This is a genomic window from Alkalihalobacterium sp. TH-98 (assembly GCF_057473385.1).
The window spans coordinates 92,222-109,782 of the sequence record NZ_JBYCKM010000023.1; the positions used below are offsets into that span (position 1 = coordinate 92,222).

12 protein-coding genes are annotated in these 17,561 nt (G+C 39.5%); 10 read left to right on the forward strand and 2 right to left on the reverse strand.

The annotated features are described in order from the left end of the window. The first annotated feature begins 142 nt into the window (after positions 1-142). Positions 143-313, forward strand: coding sequence for a XapX domain-containing protein (locus AC2VNP_RS09270; RefSeq protein WP_275119272.1), 171 nt, complete (start codon positions 143-145; stop codon positions 311-313). Positions 314-344: 31 nt separating this feature from the next. After that, positions 345-1,127: an alpha/beta fold hydrolase gene (locus tag AC2VNP_RS09275; protein ID WP_486917058.1), complete on the forward strand. Its 783-nt coding sequence runs from the start codon at positions 345-347 to the stop codon at positions 1,125-1,127. Here the strand turns inward: AC2VNP_RS09275 and AC2VNP_RS09280 are convergent. Continuing rightward, positions 1,124-2,998: a heavy metal translocating P-type ATPase gene (locus AC2VNP_RS09280; protein WP_486917059.1), complete on the reverse strand. Its 1,875-nt coding sequence runs from the start codon at positions 2,996-2,998 to the stop codon at positions 1,124-1,126. The two genes, AC2VNP_RS09275 and AC2VNP_RS09280, sit on opposite strands and share 4 nt — an antisense overlap. A gap of 217 nt (positions 2,999-3,215) precedes the next feature. Beyond that, positions 3,216-4,412 (reverse strand): cardiolipin synthase, encoded by a 1,197-nt coding sequence (cls, locus tag AC2VNP_RS09285; protein ID WP_486917060.1) that lies wholly within the window; start codon positions 4,410-4,412, stop codon positions 3,216-3,218. A 367-nt stretch (positions 4,413-4,779) separates the two neighbouring features. Here cls and AC2VNP_RS09290 point away from each other — a divergent pair, with 367 nt between their 5' ends. The 8 genes from AC2VNP_RS09290 to rpoE all read left to right on the forward strand — a co-directional run bounded on the left by AC2VNP_RS09290 (position 4,780) and on the right by rpoE (position 17,161). Continuing rightward, positions 4,780-6,891 carry a (Fe-S)-binding protein gene (locus AC2VNP_RS09290; protein ID WP_486917061.1) on the forward strand — a complete coding sequence of 704 codons (2,112 nt, stop codon included), beginning with the start codon at positions 4,780-4,782 and terminating at the stop codon, positions 6,889-6,891. A 184-nt stretch (positions 6,892-7,075) separates the two neighbouring features. After that, positions 7,076-8,254, forward strand: coding sequence for an acetyl-CoA C-acetyltransferase (locus AC2VNP_RS09295; protein ID WP_486917062.1), 1,179 nt, complete (start codon positions 7,076-7,078; stop codon positions 8,252-8,254). A gap of 433 nt (positions 8,255-8,687) precedes the next feature. Continuing rightward, entirely contained in the window at positions 8,688-9,539 is an 852-nt protein-coding gene (locus AC2VNP_RS09300) for a 3-hydroxybutyryl-CoA dehydrogenase (protein WP_486917063.1), read from the forward strand. Between the two features lie 27 nt (positions 9,540-9,566). Then, the gene (locus AC2VNP_RS09305) at positions 9,567-10,709 is read left to right on the forward strand and encodes an acyl-CoA dehydrogenase (RefSeq protein WP_486917064.1); all 1,143 of its coding nucleotides are present in this window, start codon (positions 9,567-9,569) and stop codon (positions 10,707-10,709) included. A gap of 85 nt (positions 10,710-10,794) precedes the next feature. Then, entirely contained in the window at positions 10,795-11,937 is a 1,143-nt protein-coding gene (locus AC2VNP_RS09310) for an acyl-CoA dehydrogenase (RefSeq protein WP_486917065.1), read from the forward strand. A 96-nt stretch (positions 11,938-12,033) separates the two neighbouring features. Next, complete coding sequence (locus tag AC2VNP_RS09315) at positions 12,034-12,657, forward strand: TetR/AcrR family transcriptional regulator (protein ID WP_486917066.1); 624 nt, start codon at positions 12,034-12,036, stop codon at positions 12,655-12,657. Between the two features lie 37 nt (positions 12,658-12,694). Next, positions 12,695-15,958 carry a fused isobutyryl-CoA mutase/GTPase IcmF gene (gene icmF / locus AC2VNP_RS09320; protein WP_486917067.1) on the forward strand — a complete coding sequence of 1,088 codons (3,264 nt, stop codon included), beginning with the start codon at positions 12,695-12,697 and terminating at the stop codon, positions 15,956-15,958. A 684-nt stretch (positions 15,959-16,642) separates the two neighbouring features. After that, on the forward strand, positions 16,643-17,161 hold the full coding sequence (gene rpoE / locus AC2VNP_RS09325; RefSeq protein ID WP_486917068.1) for a DNA-directed RNA polymerase subunit delta: 519 nt from the start codon (positions 16,643-16,645) through the stop codon (positions 17,159-17,161). Positions 17,162-17,561 lie beyond the last annotated feature (400 nt).

The following is a 17,561-nucleotide window of genomic DNA, read 5'->3' on the forward strand; positions in this document are numbered from 1 at the left end:
TCCTTACAATAGGTCACTGCCCCAAAAATGACTTATCGCGACAAGGAGAGCATATAAATAAAAAATGTCCCTCTATTTGGTATAAATAGAGGGCTTGTTTTTTGGAGACTTTAATAAAAGATACTGAAAAGGTGTGAATAGCATGCAAGAAGTTTTATTAGCGATATTAGCGGGATTAATTGTTGGTTTTTTATTTGCCTTAATTAAACTACCCATTCCAGCACCCCCAGCGCTACCAGGGATTGCCGGAATCGTCGGGATATATTTAGGTTACAAATTATTTCAGTGGATACTACCGTATTTTAGTGGATAGTCAAAAATGAAGTAAGTTGAGGGGGATTCTCATGCCGTACGTACAAGGTCGTTTTCAGTCGCCGATATACTACGAAACGATAGGCGAAGGGCTTCCGATCGTATTCATCCATCCACCGGGAATGGGGCTGGTGACCTTCGATAAGCAAAGGGAGTTAGCGAAACATTTCCAATTAATCTTTTTCGATATTAGAGGGAATGGGAAAAGTGGAGCAGGGAGTGAAAGAATCACAATGTCCCTGCTCGCAGAAGATATTATTCGTATTTTAGACGATCTCAACGTTAAAAAGGCAGTGATATTAGGGTATTCTAATGGCGGTTCGCTCGCACAAGAAGTGGCCATCTCCTATCCTGAACGAACGTTAGCAGTAATGATGAGCGGTTCTTTTCCTGAAGTGAACAGCTTTTTATTAAGAAACGAATTTCGGCTTGGCCTTCTCGTTACTCGCTTAAAAGGGATCAACTTTTTAGCGAATGTACTTGCGATGGCACACGCTAAAAAACCAGAAACGGCGTTTAGAGAGAAAATGGCAGCTTATTTTGCTCATGCTAATCCTCATATCACCTATCAACTTTATAACGAGGGCTTACATTATCGGTCGACAAACCGGCTAAGCGAAATTCAAGTACCCGTTCTCGTCATTTATGGGCGATTATCGTTTTATCTCCATCACTATGCAAAAATGTTTATGGAGCGACTGAAAGATGTTGAAATCGTTACAGTCGATAAAGCCACGCATCAAATTCCTACGAAGCACGCACCGGAATTTAACCGGATCGTTGTTGATTTTTTAAAGAGAAAAGTTCAGCTTTAATTCTTAAGCAGGCGAAGGCCATTCAATATAACGAGAATTGTACTGCCTTCATGTCCTATCACCCCGAGCGGTAAAGAAACGTGTTGCATGAAGTTTCCAACGATAAGTAAAAGAATGACAGCAATTGAAAAGATGATATTTTGCATGACAATTCGATTTAATCGTTTGGAAAGTTGAATGGCTTTTGTAATTTTTGCTAGATTATTTTTAACGAGTACGATATCAGCTGTTTCAATGGCAGCATCTGATCCTGCTCCCATAGCAATCCCAATGTTTGCTCTTGCTAGGGCTGGAGCATCATTGATCCCATCTCCAACCATCGCTACTTTTTGATACTGTTTTTTTAACTTTTCGATTTCAATTACTTTTTCTTCTGGAAGGCAATTCGCTGAATAACCATCGAGTTCAACTTTTGAAGCGATCTTTTTTGCTGTTTTTTCATGGTCGCCAGTAATCATATACGCAGCGATACCTTCGTTTTTGATATTTTTGATCGCATCGATGGCTACGTCACGGATTGTATCTTCAATAGCAAATACAGCAATTACTTCGTCCTGATTTTCTTTTCCGACAAAAACAAGTGTCTGCCCTAATTCACTCATCCCCGCAGCTATTTCTTGAAAAGCTTCGCCTTCAAATGAAAAAAAGTCAGGTTTGCCAATTTTCCACACTTCACCGTCTACTGTACCAATAATCCCCCAACCACTTTTATTCTCAATGAAATCTGGCTTAATGGGTTCGATTCCTTGTTGTTTACAGTACGTAACAATAGCTCTTGCTAATGGGTGAGAAGATTGGTTTTCAATAGCACAAATGGCATGGAGTAAATCGTTTTCATTAAATTCAGGGTGAATATATACATTCGTCACAATAGGTGTACCGTTTGTAATTGTGCCTGTTTTGTCTAGAGCAATGGCGTTAATGTGAGCGAGTTGCTCAAGGTGTACGCCTCCTTTAAAGAGAATGCCTTGCCTCGCTCCATTCGATATCGCTGAAAGTGTAGCAGGCATAACGGAAGCCACCAATGCACAGGGAGAGGCCACAACGAGCAAAACCATAGCACGGTAAAAACTTTCATGCCAACTCCACCCGAGTAAAAAATAAGGGAGAAACATCATTAGCGTTACGAAAATTAGTACAATCTTCACATAAGGCCCTTCAAACTTTTCAATGGTTTGTTGAGAAGGTGATTTTTCATCTTTAGCTGTTTGTACGAGGGTGATAATTTTCTGGAACAACGTATCTTCAGCAGGCTTTGTAACCGACACATCAATCATTCCTGAAAGGTTGACGGTTCCAGTAAAAACCTCCTCACTTACTTGTTTTGTGATTGGCAATGATTCACCCGTTAGAGCCGACTCGTCGATCGTGGTTCTTCCTGTAAAAATAACCCCATCTGTTGAAATGCGCTCACCAGGCTTAACGCGAACGAGGTCACCTATTCTTAATTCGGACACAGCTACAGTCTTTTCCATTCCATCTTTTAATAGGGTAGCTTCTTCGGGTTGCATGTTCATAAGCGCAGAAATTTCTTGGTGGCTTTTATTCATCGTGTACGTTTCCAAGGCACCACTTAACGCAAATATAAAGATGAGAATGGCCCCTTCCATCCAATAACCGATCGTTGCTGCACCAATCGCAGCGAGTATCATTAAAATTTCAACAGAGAACTTTCGCTCGTTAATAAATTCCTCAATACCTTCTTTTGCTTTATAAAAACCACCAATGAGATAGGCACTGATAAAAATACTAACTGTCAAAAAAGCGGGGCTTGCTGAAAGGTCTAAAATCCAAGCGATCACAATAAGAATTCCACTGGCCAGTGCTAGAAGGAGTTGTCGGTGTTCTACCCATTTTCTTAGCAAAATCATTTCCTCCTTAATAGTTAATTGAGAAATACAATCAACATCAATTGGCTGCTAAAACAACGAAAGCTGCCACCAAAGGGTGACAGCAGACTTCAACAACGATTAAAAACCGTTATAAAGTTAGAAACGTTATAAATTATTCACTCATCTTTTTTATACTTATTATAATTCAATCATACTATATCTGGAAAAAAATATATAGGTAAATCTAAAAATGGGCTCAAAGTAATCCAGAAAAGATAGTAGCAAATCGTTCTTTTCCTTTTTGGAATATGGAACGTTGGTTATATTGTTTGAGAGTAAGTCTTTCGGAAATAGATATATCATATTCAACTTCTTCATTAACGTTTTGAATGAAGGAACTATCGTAAATCAAGCAATTAATTTCATGGTCAATATGAAAGCTGCGTTTGTCAAAGTTAGCAGTACCAATATCACAGATTTCGTCGTCTATAATAAGGATTTTTGCATGGTAAAAGCCTCTATAGTATTGATAAATATCGACACCGACATCAAGTAAGTCTTTAAAATAAGGGTAAGATGCTTCTTTTACTAAAGGATGATCTGCTTTTTTAGGTACAATTAAACGAACGTTAACTCCACGTTTTGCAGCATTAATTAATTCGCCTTGCAGTGCCATACCCGGGATAAAATAAGGTGTCCCAATGGTTACTTTATTTTCAGCCTGGCGAATAAGCTCAGCAAATGTATCTTCAAGATAAACTCCGTCCGTTGGCAAAATACGAAGTGCAACATTTCCTTTTACTAAAGGTGGATACAAACAATCTCGTGAGATTTTTTCCTTTGTTGCGGCATGCCAATCTTCATAAAACTGTTCCTGTAAATCCTGAACGCCGTCTCCATCTAACCTCAGATGGAAGTCACGCCAGTTGCCAAACTTAGGATCCCTCCCTAAATATTCATCTCCTACATTATATCCACCAACATAACCAATCTTGCCATCGATAACCGTAATTTTTCGGTGGTTCCGTCGATTAAGGGTAAAAAATAAATATGGAAATTTTACGGGATGAGAATAAGAAAAAGACACCCCGGCTTTTTTGAGTTTTTTTAAGGAGCTTCCTTTAATGTCACCGCCGATCCGGTCAACGAGCAGACGTACTTTTACCCCTTCTTTTGCTTTATCCATTAATAATGACATCATTTTCTTGCTGATATTGTCATCCTTTATAATGTAGAATAATATATGAATATGGTTGGAGGCTTGTTTAATATCTTGAAAGAGGTGATCGAATAAGTCATCGCCAGTTGTAAGTAAGTTAACGTTGCTGTAGCGCATTTCTTGATGAAAGCGCTTTGCTTCTTTTCTTTGTTTTTTGAGGCCAAATTTAAAGTCTAATCTAAGTAATATTGCAATAAGTATAATAATGCTCACTATAATTAAAAAAAGTGCCATATAAACCTCCTAAGTATTTAGTATTATTAAACTTTTTATAATGTTAGGTTGAGCTTCTTTCCGCTTTTCTAATGTTTAGCTGCTTGCCATCGACTCACTTGTTGGTCGCCATATACCCTTTATCTTATAAGGAGGACTTCAGTCCATACGTCGCTGAGCAAGATGCTTTCTCTTTTCTTTTTAGTATTTACCAAATTGGGCTTGTTTTAAGATGGAAGTAATATCCTGAAAAATTTTTTTGTAAATTTGGTCGACTGAATGCTCATTCATGAGTAAAATGTGTTATAATGTTGAAAACGAATTCAATTTTCAGAAATTTATCTATTGTTATTATCTTTTAAGGATTGAAATAGGAAGGGGATTTATTATGGGTGTATTTAAGATAGTTAATCTTGTACTGCTAATTATCGTTGCAAGTTATGCAATCTATCTATTTGCTAATCTAGTATTCACTCGCTATCAGTACATTAAGCTCGGAAAGAAAGAAGAGTTTGACAGAGATTTCAAAGAACGCTTTCGAGGTGTTTTAGTAAATGTAATTGGTCAGCGCAAGATGTTTAAAGATGTTAAAAGTGGGATTATGCATTTAATCATGTTCTATGGATTTTTCATTATCCAAGTCGGATTAATTGAAATCATTATTAAAGGATTTATCGAAGGTTATCAGTATCCAATAGGTGCCTTGCACAAACCATTCCATGCGATGCAGGAGTGGACGGCATTCCTTATGACTGTTGCCATTCTTTATGCTTGCTACCGTCGTTACGGGGAAAAGCTAAACCGATTACAATGGAAAAAAGATGGAAAAGCTCTTTTTGTATATATCGCATTGTCTACATTGTCGGCAACAATTCTGTTAACGCTTGGTTTCGAAAGAATTATGTTTGGTTATGAAGCAAACTTCGCGTATGCTCCTTTTTCTAGTCTAATTGCAACTGCTTTAGCTGGGATTGGAACAACAGCGGGAACGGTTTTATTCTATGCTTCTTGGTGGGTTCACTTAGTTACGGTTCTAACATTCATGGTATTCGTACCACAGTCTAAACAAGCACACGAAGTGTTTGCGATGTTCAATGTATTCTTCAAAAAAGGTGGTCCGGTTGGAAGACTGAAGCCAATTAACTTTGAAGAAGAAGATGTAGAAGTGTTTGGTGTTGGTAAAGTAGAAGACTTCACTCAACAGCAGTTACTCGACCTTTATGCCTGTGTGGAGTGCGGACGCTGTACGAATATGTGTCCAGCAACAGGAACTGGAAAGATGCTCTCGCCAATGGACTTAATGATCAAAGTTCGTGATCATTTAACAGAAAAAGGTGCAGCTGTAACATCTCGTACACCTTGGTTACCTGCTTTTGCATTTAGCCATACAACAGGAAACCAAATGGCTGCTCAAGCAGCTGGAGGCCAAGAAGTTGCGGCTGGTTATGATGTTAACTTAATTGGTGATGTCATTACGGAAGAAGAACTTTGGGCCTGTACTTCATGTCGTAACTGTGAAGACCAATGTCCAGTTATGAATGAACACGTTGATAAAATCATTGATATGCGTCGTTACCTTGTCTTAACTGAAGGGAAAATGCCAGCTGAAGCGCAGCGTGCTATTTCTAACATTGAACGTCAAGGAAACCCTTGGGGAATTAACCGTAAAGAGCGTGAAAACTGGCGTGACGGACGTGATGATATTCACGTACCAACAGTCAAAGAAATGCAAAAAGCTGGTGAAGAATTCGAATATCTATTCTTCGTTGGTTCAATGGGATCTTACGATAAGCGTAGCCAAAAAATTGCTCAATCATTCGCGAAAGTATTAAATGAAGCTGGAGTGAAATTCGCAATTATCGGAAGTAAAGAAAAGAACTCGGGTGATACGCCTCGTCGTATTGGTAACGAATTCTTATTCCAAGAGCTTGCCCAAGCGAATATTGAAATGTTCCAAAAGTTTGAAGTGAAAAAGATTGTAACTATCGATCCGCATGCTTACAATACAATTAAAAATGAGTACCCTGATTTTGGTTTAGAAGGTGTAGAAGTGTATCACCATACAGAGCTTCTAGCGCAACTGATCAAAGAAGGGAAAATTACACCGAAATATGAAGTCAATGAAACGGTCGTTTACCATGACTCCTGTTACCTAGGACGCTACAATGATGTATATAGTCCGCAACGAGAAATCTTAGAAGCGGTCCCTGGAGTGAAGGTTGTCGAGATGGAACGTAATCGTCAAGACGGCATGTGCTGTGGTGCTGGTGGAGGTATGATGTGGACAGAAGATCATTCTGGACAACGTATTAACATCGCCCGTACAGAGCAAGCACTAGAAGTAAATCCGAGCGTGATCGGTAGTGCATGTCCTTACTGCTTAACGATGTTAAGTGATGGAACGAAAGCGAAAGAAGTAGAAGATACAGTAAAAACAATGGATCTTGCAGAAATTTTAGAAAAATCTATTGTGAAGCAAGAAGAAAAAGTCGTACAATAAGAATATAAGAGTCGAGGCTGCCTTTTTTAAGTCAGCCTCGCACTTATAAATTAAATAGTGAATACTTTATTAATATAGCTAGTTGAAAGCGTAAACATTGTCAATCTATGTCTTTTTATAGTGAATTATTTTTTTTGAATAATAGTCGAGCGAACGCTCGGTCGAAATGAGGGGGAAACATACAATGTCAGCAACTGTTATTGTTGGGGGAGCAAGAACACCATTTGGAAAGTTCGGTGGTGGATTATCTTCTTTAACGGCAAGTCAACTTGGTGGAATTGCGATTAAAGAAGCATTACGTCGTGCCAATGTAGATCCTAACGAAGTGCAAGAATTGATCATGGGAAATGTTCTTCAAGGAGGGCAAGGACAAATTCCTTCTCGCCAAGCAAGTGATTATGCAGGACTGCCATGGCATGTTCACACGGAAACGATTAACAAAGTATGTGCATCTGGTTTGCGAAGTGTCACAATGGCCGACCAAATCATCCGTGCGAACGATGCAGATGTGATCGTAGCAGGTGGAATGGAATCGATGAGTAATGCTCCATATTTTATTCCAAATGCACGTTGGGGAATGCGCATGGGTGATAGCAAAGCAGTCGATTTAATGGTACATGATGGTTTAACTTGCTCATTTAACAAAGTTCACATGGGCACCTACGGAAACTCAGTGGCAGAGGAACTTGGTCTTACACGTGAAGCACAAGATACTTGGGCATGCAGAAGTCATGAGCGAGCGCTCGCTTCGATTGAAGAAGGAAAGTTTGCTGAAGAAATCGTTCCGGTTGAAGTTCCGCAACGAAAAGGGGATCCAATTGTCGTTTCACAAGATGAGGCACCGCGTGCTGGAACATCTGTTGAAGGATTAAGTAAGTTAAAACCTGTATTTGGGAAAGAAGGATCCATTACAGCAGGGAATGCTCCTGGCGTGAATGATGGTGCTGGTGCAGTAGTCCTCATGTCTGAAGACCGTGCGAAGCAAGAAGGAAAAGAAGTGTTAGCGAAAATTATCGGTCATGCAGCGATTTCGATCGAACCAAAAGATTTCCCGAAAACACCAGGATTAGTCATTAATAAATTACTAGAGAAAACAGGGAAAACATTAGAAGAAATCGACTTATACGAAGTAAATGAAGCTTTTGCAGCCGTAGCACTTGCGAGTAACCAGTTAGCTGGATTAGATCCTGAAAAAGTAAATGTAAACGGTGGCGCTGTTGCCCTTGGACACCCAATTGGTGCAAGTGGCACACGTATTATCTTAACCCTAGCCTACGAACTGAAACGTCGTGGCGGCGGAATTGGAATTGCCTCCATTTGTAGCGGCGGCGGCCAAGGCGACGCCATCATGATCCAAGTTTAATAGAAAAGCGGAAGCGGTCGTTCAGCGTCGTAAGAACTGGAGCTCCTCCGCATGACAGCTAAAACTACCTTGTATTCTAGGAATCAAGTACCCGATCTATTTTAGCGGACTCAGAAGACGCTATTTCTACAAAAAACAGCAATTTTAAGCACTTAGCGGACTGAGAGGCCCTTATTTGCTTAAAATGGCCCATATAAGCTAGGAAAACTAATAAATAACGGCCTCAGAGTCCGTTACCATAAGAAAAAAGCGGCTTTTACCGAATATAAAGGCCTGTGTGTCCGCTAAATTCGGTACTCGTGCTTCTCCCGCCTCTAAGGAAGAAACTTATGAATGTCAAGAGAAGTGCAAAGTCCACGAAAGGCTTTTTTCACAATAGCAAGCTAAACTAAATTCTTTTGAAATTAAATAGTCAGATTGGAGAGATGAAACAATGACAGTTCAAACAGTAATGGTAATTGGTGCAGGACAAATGGGATCAGGGATCGTTCAAGTTCATGCAATGGCTGGAGTTCAAGTGTTTATGCATGACTTAAAGGCTGAATTCGTTGAAAGAGGAATGAACACAATTAAGAAAAACCTAGATCGCCAAGTAGAAAAAGGCAGAATGACAGAAGACGAGCGTAACGCAATCCTTGCACGCATTACGCCTTCAACAGATCTACAAAATGCAGCAAAAGTAGATTTAGTGATCGAAGCTGCGGTTGAAAACATGGAAATTAAGCAAAAGATCTTCAGTGAATTAGATCAAATTGCACCTGAACATACGATTTTAGCAACCAATACATCATCATTACCGATTACAGAAATTGCAGCAGTAACAAATCGTCCAGAAAAAGTAATTGGTATGCACTTTATGAACCCAGTACCTGTTATGAAACTAGTTGAAATTATTCGTGGTCTAGCAACAACGGATGAGGTTTACGGTGTCATCGAAGATCTTTCTCGTCAATTAGGTAAAATCCCGGTTGAGGTTAACGACTTCCCTGGATTTGTTTCAAACCGTATTTTAATGCCAATGATCAATGAAGCAATCTATACGGTATTTGAAGGAGTAGCAACTCCGGAAGCCGTTGACGAAGTTATGAAATTAGGTATGAACCACCCGATGGGACCTTTAACACTCGCTGACTTTATTGGTTTAGATACTTGCCTATACATCATGGAAACATTACATGAAGGCTTTGGTGACGATAAATACCGTCCGTGTCCATTACTTCGCAAATACGTGAAGGCTGGATGGCTTGGTAAGAAATCTGGTCGCGGCTTCTATGTCTACAACTAAGACTTTTTAATAGTGGAGTGATAAAAAATGAATTTACGTTTTACAGAAGAACAAGAAATGATGAGAAAAATGGTTCGCGATTTTGCAAACGAACAAATTACTCCTTTTATTGAAGAAATGGAAGAAAATGATACATTTCCTCGCCAGATTGTAGACCAAATGGGTGAGCTTGGTTTAATGGGAATTCCAATTCCTGAAGAGTTTGGCGGAGCAGGAATGGATTTTACTTCTTATATTATTGCGATTAATGAGCTGTCAAAAGTAAGTGCAACAGTTGGGGTTATTTTATCGGTACACACTTCGGTTGGTACAAACCCGATTCTTTACTTTGGTACAGAAGAGCAAAAACAAAAATATGTCCCCAAATTAGCGTCAGGTGAATTTTTAGGAGCATTTGGTTTAACAGAACCAAGCGCTGGATCTGATGCAGGAAGTTTAAAAACATCAGCGGTAAAAAAAGGTGATCATTACGTTTTAAATGGCTCTAAAGTTTTTATTACAAATGGTGGAGAAGCTGATACGTATGTGGTCTTCGCCTCAACGAACCAAGAAGCAGGCTCGCGTGGAATTTCTGCATTTATCGTTGAAAAAGATACACCTGGATTTACAGTAGGGAAGAAAGAAAAGAAAATGGGTCTTCACGGGTCAAATACGGTTATGCTTATGTTTGAAGATGCGATCGTACCAGCAGGAAATCTACTTGGTCAAGAAGGCGAAGGGTTTAAGATCGCGATGTCTAATTTAGACAATGGCCGTATTGGAATTGCAGCGCAAGCTTTAGGCATTGCAGAAGCCGCTTTAGAAGCAGCGACGAATTATGCGAAAGAGCGTAAACAATTTGGCCGAGCGATTGGGACTCAACAAGGTCTAGGCTTTAAATTAGCGGATATGGCGACAAAAGTTGAAGCAGCAAAACTATTAGTCTATCAAGCAGCTAATCTAAAAGACCGTGGTCTAAAATGTGGTCAACAAGCTTCCATGGCAAAACTGTTTGCATCACGTACGGCAGTAGAAGTTGCGATTGAGGCGGTTCAAGTATTCGGCGGCTACGGTTACACGAAAGAATACCCAGTGGAGCGTTTCTTCCGAGATGCAAAAGTAACTGAAATCTATGAAGGTACAAGTGAAATTCAGAAGATGGTAATTAACAAGTATTTGATGGCTGATTAATTAAAGCCTGTTAATAAAAACGAAAAAAATGACGATCGTCAATAAGTTTGAGAACTAAAAACCAAAAACAAAGGGAGAGATAACAATGAACTTTCAATTAACAGAAGAACAAGAAATGCTGAGAAAAATGATTAGAGATTTCGCTGAAAACGAAGTAGGTCCAACGGCTGAAGAGCGTGATGAAGAAGAGCGTTTTGACCGTGCTATTTTTGATAAAATGGCTGAGCTAGGTCTTACAGGGATCCCGTTCCCGGAAGAGTACGGCGGAATTGGAGCCGACTATGTAAGTTACGCTATCGCTGTTGAAGAGCTTTCACGAGTATGTGCTTCGACAGGTGTTACACTATCAGCACACGTTTCACTTTGCAGCTGGCCAATCTACAAGTTCGGAACAGAAGAGCAAAAACAAAAATATTTACGTGCATTAGCTGAAGGGTGCAGTATCGGTGCTTACGGTTTAACAGAGCCAGGTGCAGGTTCTGACGTAGCGAGCATGAAAACATCAGCAAAAGAAGATGGCGACCATTACGTTTTAAATGGCTCTAAAATCTTCATTACAAACGGTGGAGTTGCAGACATTTATGTTGTTTTTGCTGTAACAGATGCAGATAAAAAGCACAAAGGAATTACAGCATTTATCGTAGAAAGCGACATGCCAGGATTTTCAGTAGGGAAGAAAGAAAAGAAACTAGGAATTCGTTCATCGCCTACAGCTGAGATCATCTTTGAAGATTTACGTGTACCAAAAGAAAACATTCTTGGTAAAGAGGGCGAAGGATTTAAGGTTGCCATGATGACACTAGATGGCGGGCGTAACGGTATCGCTGCTCAAGCATTAGGAATTGCACAAGGTGCATTAGATGCTGCTATCGGCTATGCGAAAGAGCGTAAACAATTTGGTAAATCAATCGGAGCACAACAAGGGATTGGCTTCAAACTAGCAGATATGGCTACAAAAATTGAAGCGGCTCGCCTACTAACGTATCAAGCGGCTTGGCAAAAAAGTGAAGGAATTCCAAACGCGCTAGAGGCTGCGATGTCAAAACTATTCGCTGGAGACATTGCAATGGAAGTGACAGTAGAAGCTGTTCAAGTGTTCGGTGGATACGGTTATACAAAAGATTACCCAGTAGAGCGCTACATGCGTGATGCGAAAATTACGCAAATCTACGAGGGAACGAACGAAATCCAACGTCTCGTTATCTCAAAAATGCTTCTAGCAGACTAATTCATTCTATAGAAAAAGAGAGACGGGTAGCAGGTACCTTTAACAGAGTACAGTACTAAAGGTACCTGCTACCGGAATAAAGTGAGGTGTCTTATATTGCGAAAAAAGAAAGTGCCTTCGATGGTAAAGGATCAACAGCTCATTAAAAAGCGACGTGAGCAAATGATCAAAGGTGCAGTTAACTTATTTAAAGAGAAGGGCTTTCACAGAACGACCACTCGAGAAATAGCAAAAGAGTCAGGGTTCAGTATTGGGACACTTTACGAATACATTGGTTCAAAGGAAGATGTTCTATATCTTGTCTGTGATGCGATTTATGAGGAAGTTCGTGATCGCCTGAAACAATATTTAGATAATGACAGCTCAGGAATTGACAGGCTCAAACAAGCCATTGCTTCTTATTTTAAAGTCGTTGACGAAATGAAAGACGAAGTACTTGTCATGTACCAAGAAGCTAAATCGTTACCAAAAGAAGCGTTACCATATGTTCTTCAAAAAGAAAATGAAATGACCGAAATGATCGAATCGATCGTTCGAGACTGTGTTGATGACGGCCTGCTCGATTTAGAGGAAGAAGCGGAAATCAAGCTAGTAGCTCATAACATTCTTGTTCAAGGACATATGTGGACGTTTAGACGCTGGGTATTGAAAAAGCAATTTACATTAGAACAATATACAGAGCTTCAAATAGAACATATTTTAAAAGGCATTATTAAATAACCATCAGCAATGTAGAGAAGAAAGGGTGGAATTAAGTATGCAAACGGTTGAAATTTATCGTCCAAAAAATGCAGTACGCTTTGTTACAGCTTCAAGTTTATTCGATGGACACGATGCTTCGATTAATATTATGAGACGTATTATTCAAGCAAGTGGGGCAGAGGTAATTCACTTAGGTCATAACCGTTCGGTTGAAGAGGTAGTTGAAGCGGCTATTCAAGAAGATGTACAAGGGATCGCCATCTCGTCTTACCAAGGCGGCCACATGGAATATTTCAAATACATGTATGACTTACTGCAAGAAAAAGGTGCAGGCCACATTCGAATTTACGGCGGCGGTGGTGGAGTAATCACACCTCCAGAAATTAAAGAATTACATGAGTATGGAATTTCGCGTATCTTCTCCCCGGAAGACGGCCGTCAACATGGTCTTCAAGGAATGATAAACGGAATGCTTGAAGATTGTGACTTCCCAACAGTACGTGACCTTTCGGATGAAGTCGATCAACTAAAAGAAAAAAATGCTCGTGCAGTTGCAAGACTGATCTCTCTAGCAGAGCAACAAGCAATAGGCTTAAATGAAGCTGCAGCAACAGCAGAAAAAACATTAAATGAACTAAAGCAAATCACGCAAAACGTTCCTGTCCTTGGTATTACAGGAACAGGTGGAGCCGGTAAAAGTTCATTAACAGACGAAATCGTTCGTCGTTTTCTAAATGAATTCCCAGAGAAAACGATCGCTATCCTTTCCATCGACCCTACAAAACAAAAAACGGGTGGAGCTCTACTAGGTGACCGTATTCGTATGAATTCCATTAACACGCCACGTGTGTTCATGCGTAGCTTAGCAACAAGAAGCTCAAGAAGTGAGATTTCTGAAAGCATTCAAGATGCAATTAACGTAGCAAAAGCAGCAGGATATGATCTTGTAATCGTTGAGACGAGCGGAATTGGTCAAGGGGATGCAGAAATTACAGAGGTTTCTGATGTAGCGATGTACGTGATGACAAGTGAGTTCGGTGCGCCTACACAGCTTGAAAAAATCGATATGATCGATTTTGCCGACCTTATCGCGATCAATAAATTTGAACGTAAAGGTTCAGAAGATGCGCTTCGCCACGTGCGTAAACAATACCAACGCAGCCGTAACTTATTCGATCAAGACTTAGAAAGCATGCCTGTATACGGTACAATCGCAAGCCAATTCAATGACATTGGTACAAACACATTATTTAAAGCGATCGTTGATACGTTAAATAAAAAGTGTGGAACAGATTGGGTAACAAACATTGAAACAAGTAAAGATGTGGTGAAGGATAACTTAATCATTCCACCGGACAGAACACACTACTTACGTGAAATCGTACAATCGATTCGTGAGTATAAAAAAGTAACAGAAGAGCAAGTTGAAATTGCTCGCAAGTTATTCCAAATTACAGGAACAATCTCAGCTCTTCAAGAAGTAGGAAATGCAGACGAGAGCGTTATCACTCAACTCGAGCAAACGAAATCGCATTACGAAAACAAGCTTGATCCACAAGCAAGAGCAATTCTTGATAACTGGGAAGGTTTGAAAGAAAAATATTCTGGAGACTCTTTCGTTACGAAAATTCGTGACAAAGAAATTGTGACAGAACTGACAACAGAAAGCTTATCTGGATTAAAAATTCCTAAAGTAGCTCTACCTAAGTTTAAAGACTGGGGCGAAATTTTAAATTGGTCCATGAAGGAAAACGTTCCTGGTTCATTCCCTTACACGGCTGGAGTATTCCCATTCAAACGCAAAGGAGAAGATCCGAAGCGTCAGTTTGCTGGTGAAGGTACACCAGAACGTACAAACCGCCGTTTCCACTACTTATCAAAAGACGATGATGCTAAACGTCTAAGTACAGCATTTGACTCTGTTACTTTATATGGGGAAGACCCAGATTACCGTCCAGATATTTACGGTAAAGTCGGTGAGAGTGGCGTAAGCATTTGTACATTAGATGATATGAAGAAACTATATGCTGGCTTTGACCTATGCGCGCCATCAACATCTGTTTCAATGACAATTAATGGTCCAGCGCCGATCATTCTAGCAATGTTTATGAATACAGCAATTGAGCAGCAATTACAAAAGTTTGAAGAAGAAAAAGGTAGAAAAGCAACAGCAGAAGAAGTAGCTCAAGTGAAGGAATATACACTTCAAACGGTTCGTGGTACCGTTCAAGCTGATATTTTAAAAGAAGACCAAGGACAAAACACGTGTATTTTCTCAACCGAGTTTGCTCTTCGTATGATGGGTGACATTCAACAATATTTCATCGATCAAAGAGTAAGAAACTACTATTCAGTATCGATCTCAGGCTATCACATTGCTGAAGCTGGAGCGAACCCAATCAGTCAGCTTGCATTTACACTAGCTAACGGCTTCACGTACGTGGAGTACTACTTAAGCCGCGGTATGAACATTGACGATTTTGCTCCAAACCTATCATTCTTCTTCAGTAACGGTTTAGATCCTGAATATACAGTAATCGGCCGTGTCGCTCGTCGTATTTGGGCAACAGTTATGAAGAAAAAATATGAGGCGAATGAGCGCAGCCAGAAGTTAAAGTATCACATCCAAACTTCAGGTCGTTCATTACATGCTCAAGAAATTGACTTTAATGATATCCGTACTACGCTTCAAGCGTTAATGGCAATCTATGATAACTGTAACTCGTTACACACGAATGCATACGATGAAGCGATCACAACACCAACAGAAGAATCTGTTCGTCGTGCGATGGCTATTCAAATGATCATTACAAAAGAGTTAGGACTTGCGAAAAACGAAAACTCACTTCAAGGTTCATTCATCATTGATGAGCTAACGGACTTAGTGGAAGAAGCAGTACTTCGCGAGTTAGAAAGCATCAATGATCGTGGTGGTGTGTTAGGTGCAATGGAAACACAGTATCAACGTTCAAAAATTCAAGAAGAGTCCATGCATTATGAGATGCTAAAACACACAGGTGAGTTACCGATCATCGGTGTAAACACGTACATTAATCCAAATCAACCAGAAGAAGAAGAGTTTGAAATGGAATTAGCACGTGCAACGAAGGAAGAAAAAGAGCAACAAATTGCGAACTTAAGAGCGTTCCAAGAGAGTCATAAAGACGAATCAGCAGCAGCTTTAAAACGCCTACAAGAAACAGCAATGAGCGGTGGAAACATCTTTGCTGAGTTGATGGAGACAGTTAAAGTAGCAAGTCTTGGCCAAATCACATCTGCATTATATCAAGTCGGTGGCCAATACCGTCGTAACATGTAAGTAGTAGAAATAAACTTCTAAAGGTAATAGAAGCTGACTCAAAGTGTATGCAACAGCGAAGAGCTGACAGACACCGGCGAGTCAGCTTCTTTTTCAGCTTAGAGGCATGTATCTCGTCGTTTAAATATGCGCTCAAGTCCGGCTTCAACGTGTGACTATAGTAGATTGCTCACTAGTAATCGATTAATTGAAATGAACTCATATTGTAATAATAAAGTGGCGCTGGACATACTTTGGACAATATAATCACGAATTCGGACAATAAAATAAAAAATCGGACAATAAACTCTTCGATCCGGACAATAAAATAAGAAATCCGACAATAAAATCACCAATTCGGACAATAAACTAAAACACCAAGCCAGATCACTCTTCGATCTAAGATAAAAAGTCAAGGTACAGTCAATTGAACATCAGTACTCAACAATAAAAGTTACTATAATCAAAAAAAACGGAAAACTGGCAACAATTTTGACAGCAGTCTCATCCATCAGCAAATTGGGACATAAACTGCAATAGAACAATTAACTAAGTCCTCGCGTCAAGTAGTAGATTTTAGAATTTTTTTTAACATTTCTAGCATATTACCTTAAAATATGTTTATAATGAAAAGTATGATTTTTTAACTAGTTAAACTAGAGCATTACATAATAGATGAACGAAATGACAAAGGAGTGCGTGAGTATGAGTATTAGTGCATACAGCCGTGAAGAACTAGACGAACTATCAATGGTTGAAGTGGCATATCATGTTTTAAAAGAAAATAAACAAAAAACTTTTAATTATTTTGACTTACTAAACCGAGTAGTAGAACTAAAAGGTATGTCAGAAGAAGAAAAGAAAAAGCGCATCTCATACCTTTATACAGATTTAAACGTAGACGGCCGATTTATGTGTATTGGCGATAACGAATGGGGCCTTAAGGCGTGGTATCCGATTGAAAAAATTGAAGAAGATATCATTACAGCTAAGCCGCGTAAAAAAGCAAAAACCACTGAAGAAGATGACTTCGAAGTTGATGAAGAGTTCGAGGATTTCGAAGATGAATTTGAAGAAATCGAAGATGAGCTGGATGAATTAGCTGATAACGAAGACAGCGAAGATTTTGAAGAGGAAGATTTAGATGGCTTCTCGGATGATGAAGAGGAAGAGTTTGATGAAGAAGATGAAGAAGCTGCCGAAGAGGACGATGAATTAAGTTAAAAGTCATTCATTGAAAATAGACGAGCTATAAACAAAAGTTAGGAATAAAACATATATAATCTTGACTTTTCTTGTCGAACTAGGTAAAATCATTTTTGGGCTATTGAAGAAGAATTAAATATTCGAATATATATAAACTGTAGTTTAACAAAAGTGAGCGCCCCCTTTTTAGGGAGAAGTCTCACTTTTGTTTTTTTATTGGGTTCTTTCACCAATACAAGGATATACTAACCGACATACAGTTACATATTGAGCCAACCGATGAATGGAATTTATTATTTTTTTTTACAGTGCGTGTTCAAAACGAAGGACCAAAAGATCGGAGAAGTTCGAGGCGGTGCAGTTGCGACTACCACAGCGTATGCTTTTAATACGTGAGGAACACAGCAACAAACCAACA

What these genes read in the sequence shown, in the direction of transcription:
- AC2VNP_RS09290 (WP_486917061.1), top strand. Translation starts at nt 4,780, where the DNA reads ATGGGTGTATTTAAGATAGTTAATCTTGTACTGCTAATTATCGTTGCA.
- AC2VNP_RS09270 (WP_275119272.1), top strand. Translation starts at nt 143, where the DNA reads ATGCAAGAAGTTTTATTAGCGATATTAGCGGGATTAATTGTTGGTTTT.
- rpoE (WP_486917068.1), top strand. Translation starts at nt 16,643, where the DNA reads ATGAGTATTAGTGCATACAGCCGTGAAGAACTAGACGAACTATCAATG.
- AC2VNP_RS09295 (WP_486917062.1), top strand. Translation starts at nt 7,076, where the DNA reads ATGTCAGCAACTGTTATTGTTGGGGGAGCAAGAACACCATTTGGAAAG.
- AC2VNP_RS09275 (WP_486917058.1), top strand. Translation starts at nt 345, where the DNA reads ATGCCGTACGTACAAGGTCGTTTTCAGTCGCCGATATACTACGAAACG.
- AC2VNP_RS09300 (WP_486917063.1), top strand. Translation starts at nt 8,688, where the DNA reads ATGACAGTTCAAACAGTAATGGTAATTGGTGCAGGACAAATGGGATCA.
- AC2VNP_RS09305 (WP_486917064.1), top strand. Translation starts at nt 9,567, where the DNA reads ATGAATTTACGTTTTACAGAAGAACAAGAAATGATGAGAAAAATGGTT.
- AC2VNP_RS09310 (WP_486917065.1), top strand. Translation starts at nt 10,795, where the DNA reads ATGAACTTTCAATTAACAGAAGAACAAGAAATGCTGAGAAAAATGATT.
- cls (WP_486917060.1), bottom strand. Translation starts at nt 4,412, where the DNA reads ATGGCACTTTTTTTAATTATAGTGAGCATTATTATACTTATTGCAATA.
- AC2VNP_RS09280 (WP_486917059.1), bottom strand. Translation starts at nt 2,998, where the DNA reads ATGATTTTGCTAAGAAAATGGGTAGAACACCGACAACTCCTTCTAGCA.
- icmF (WP_486917067.1), top strand. Translation starts at nt 12,695, where the DNA reads ATGCAAACGGTTGAAATTTATCGTCCAAAAAATGCAGTACGCTTTGTT.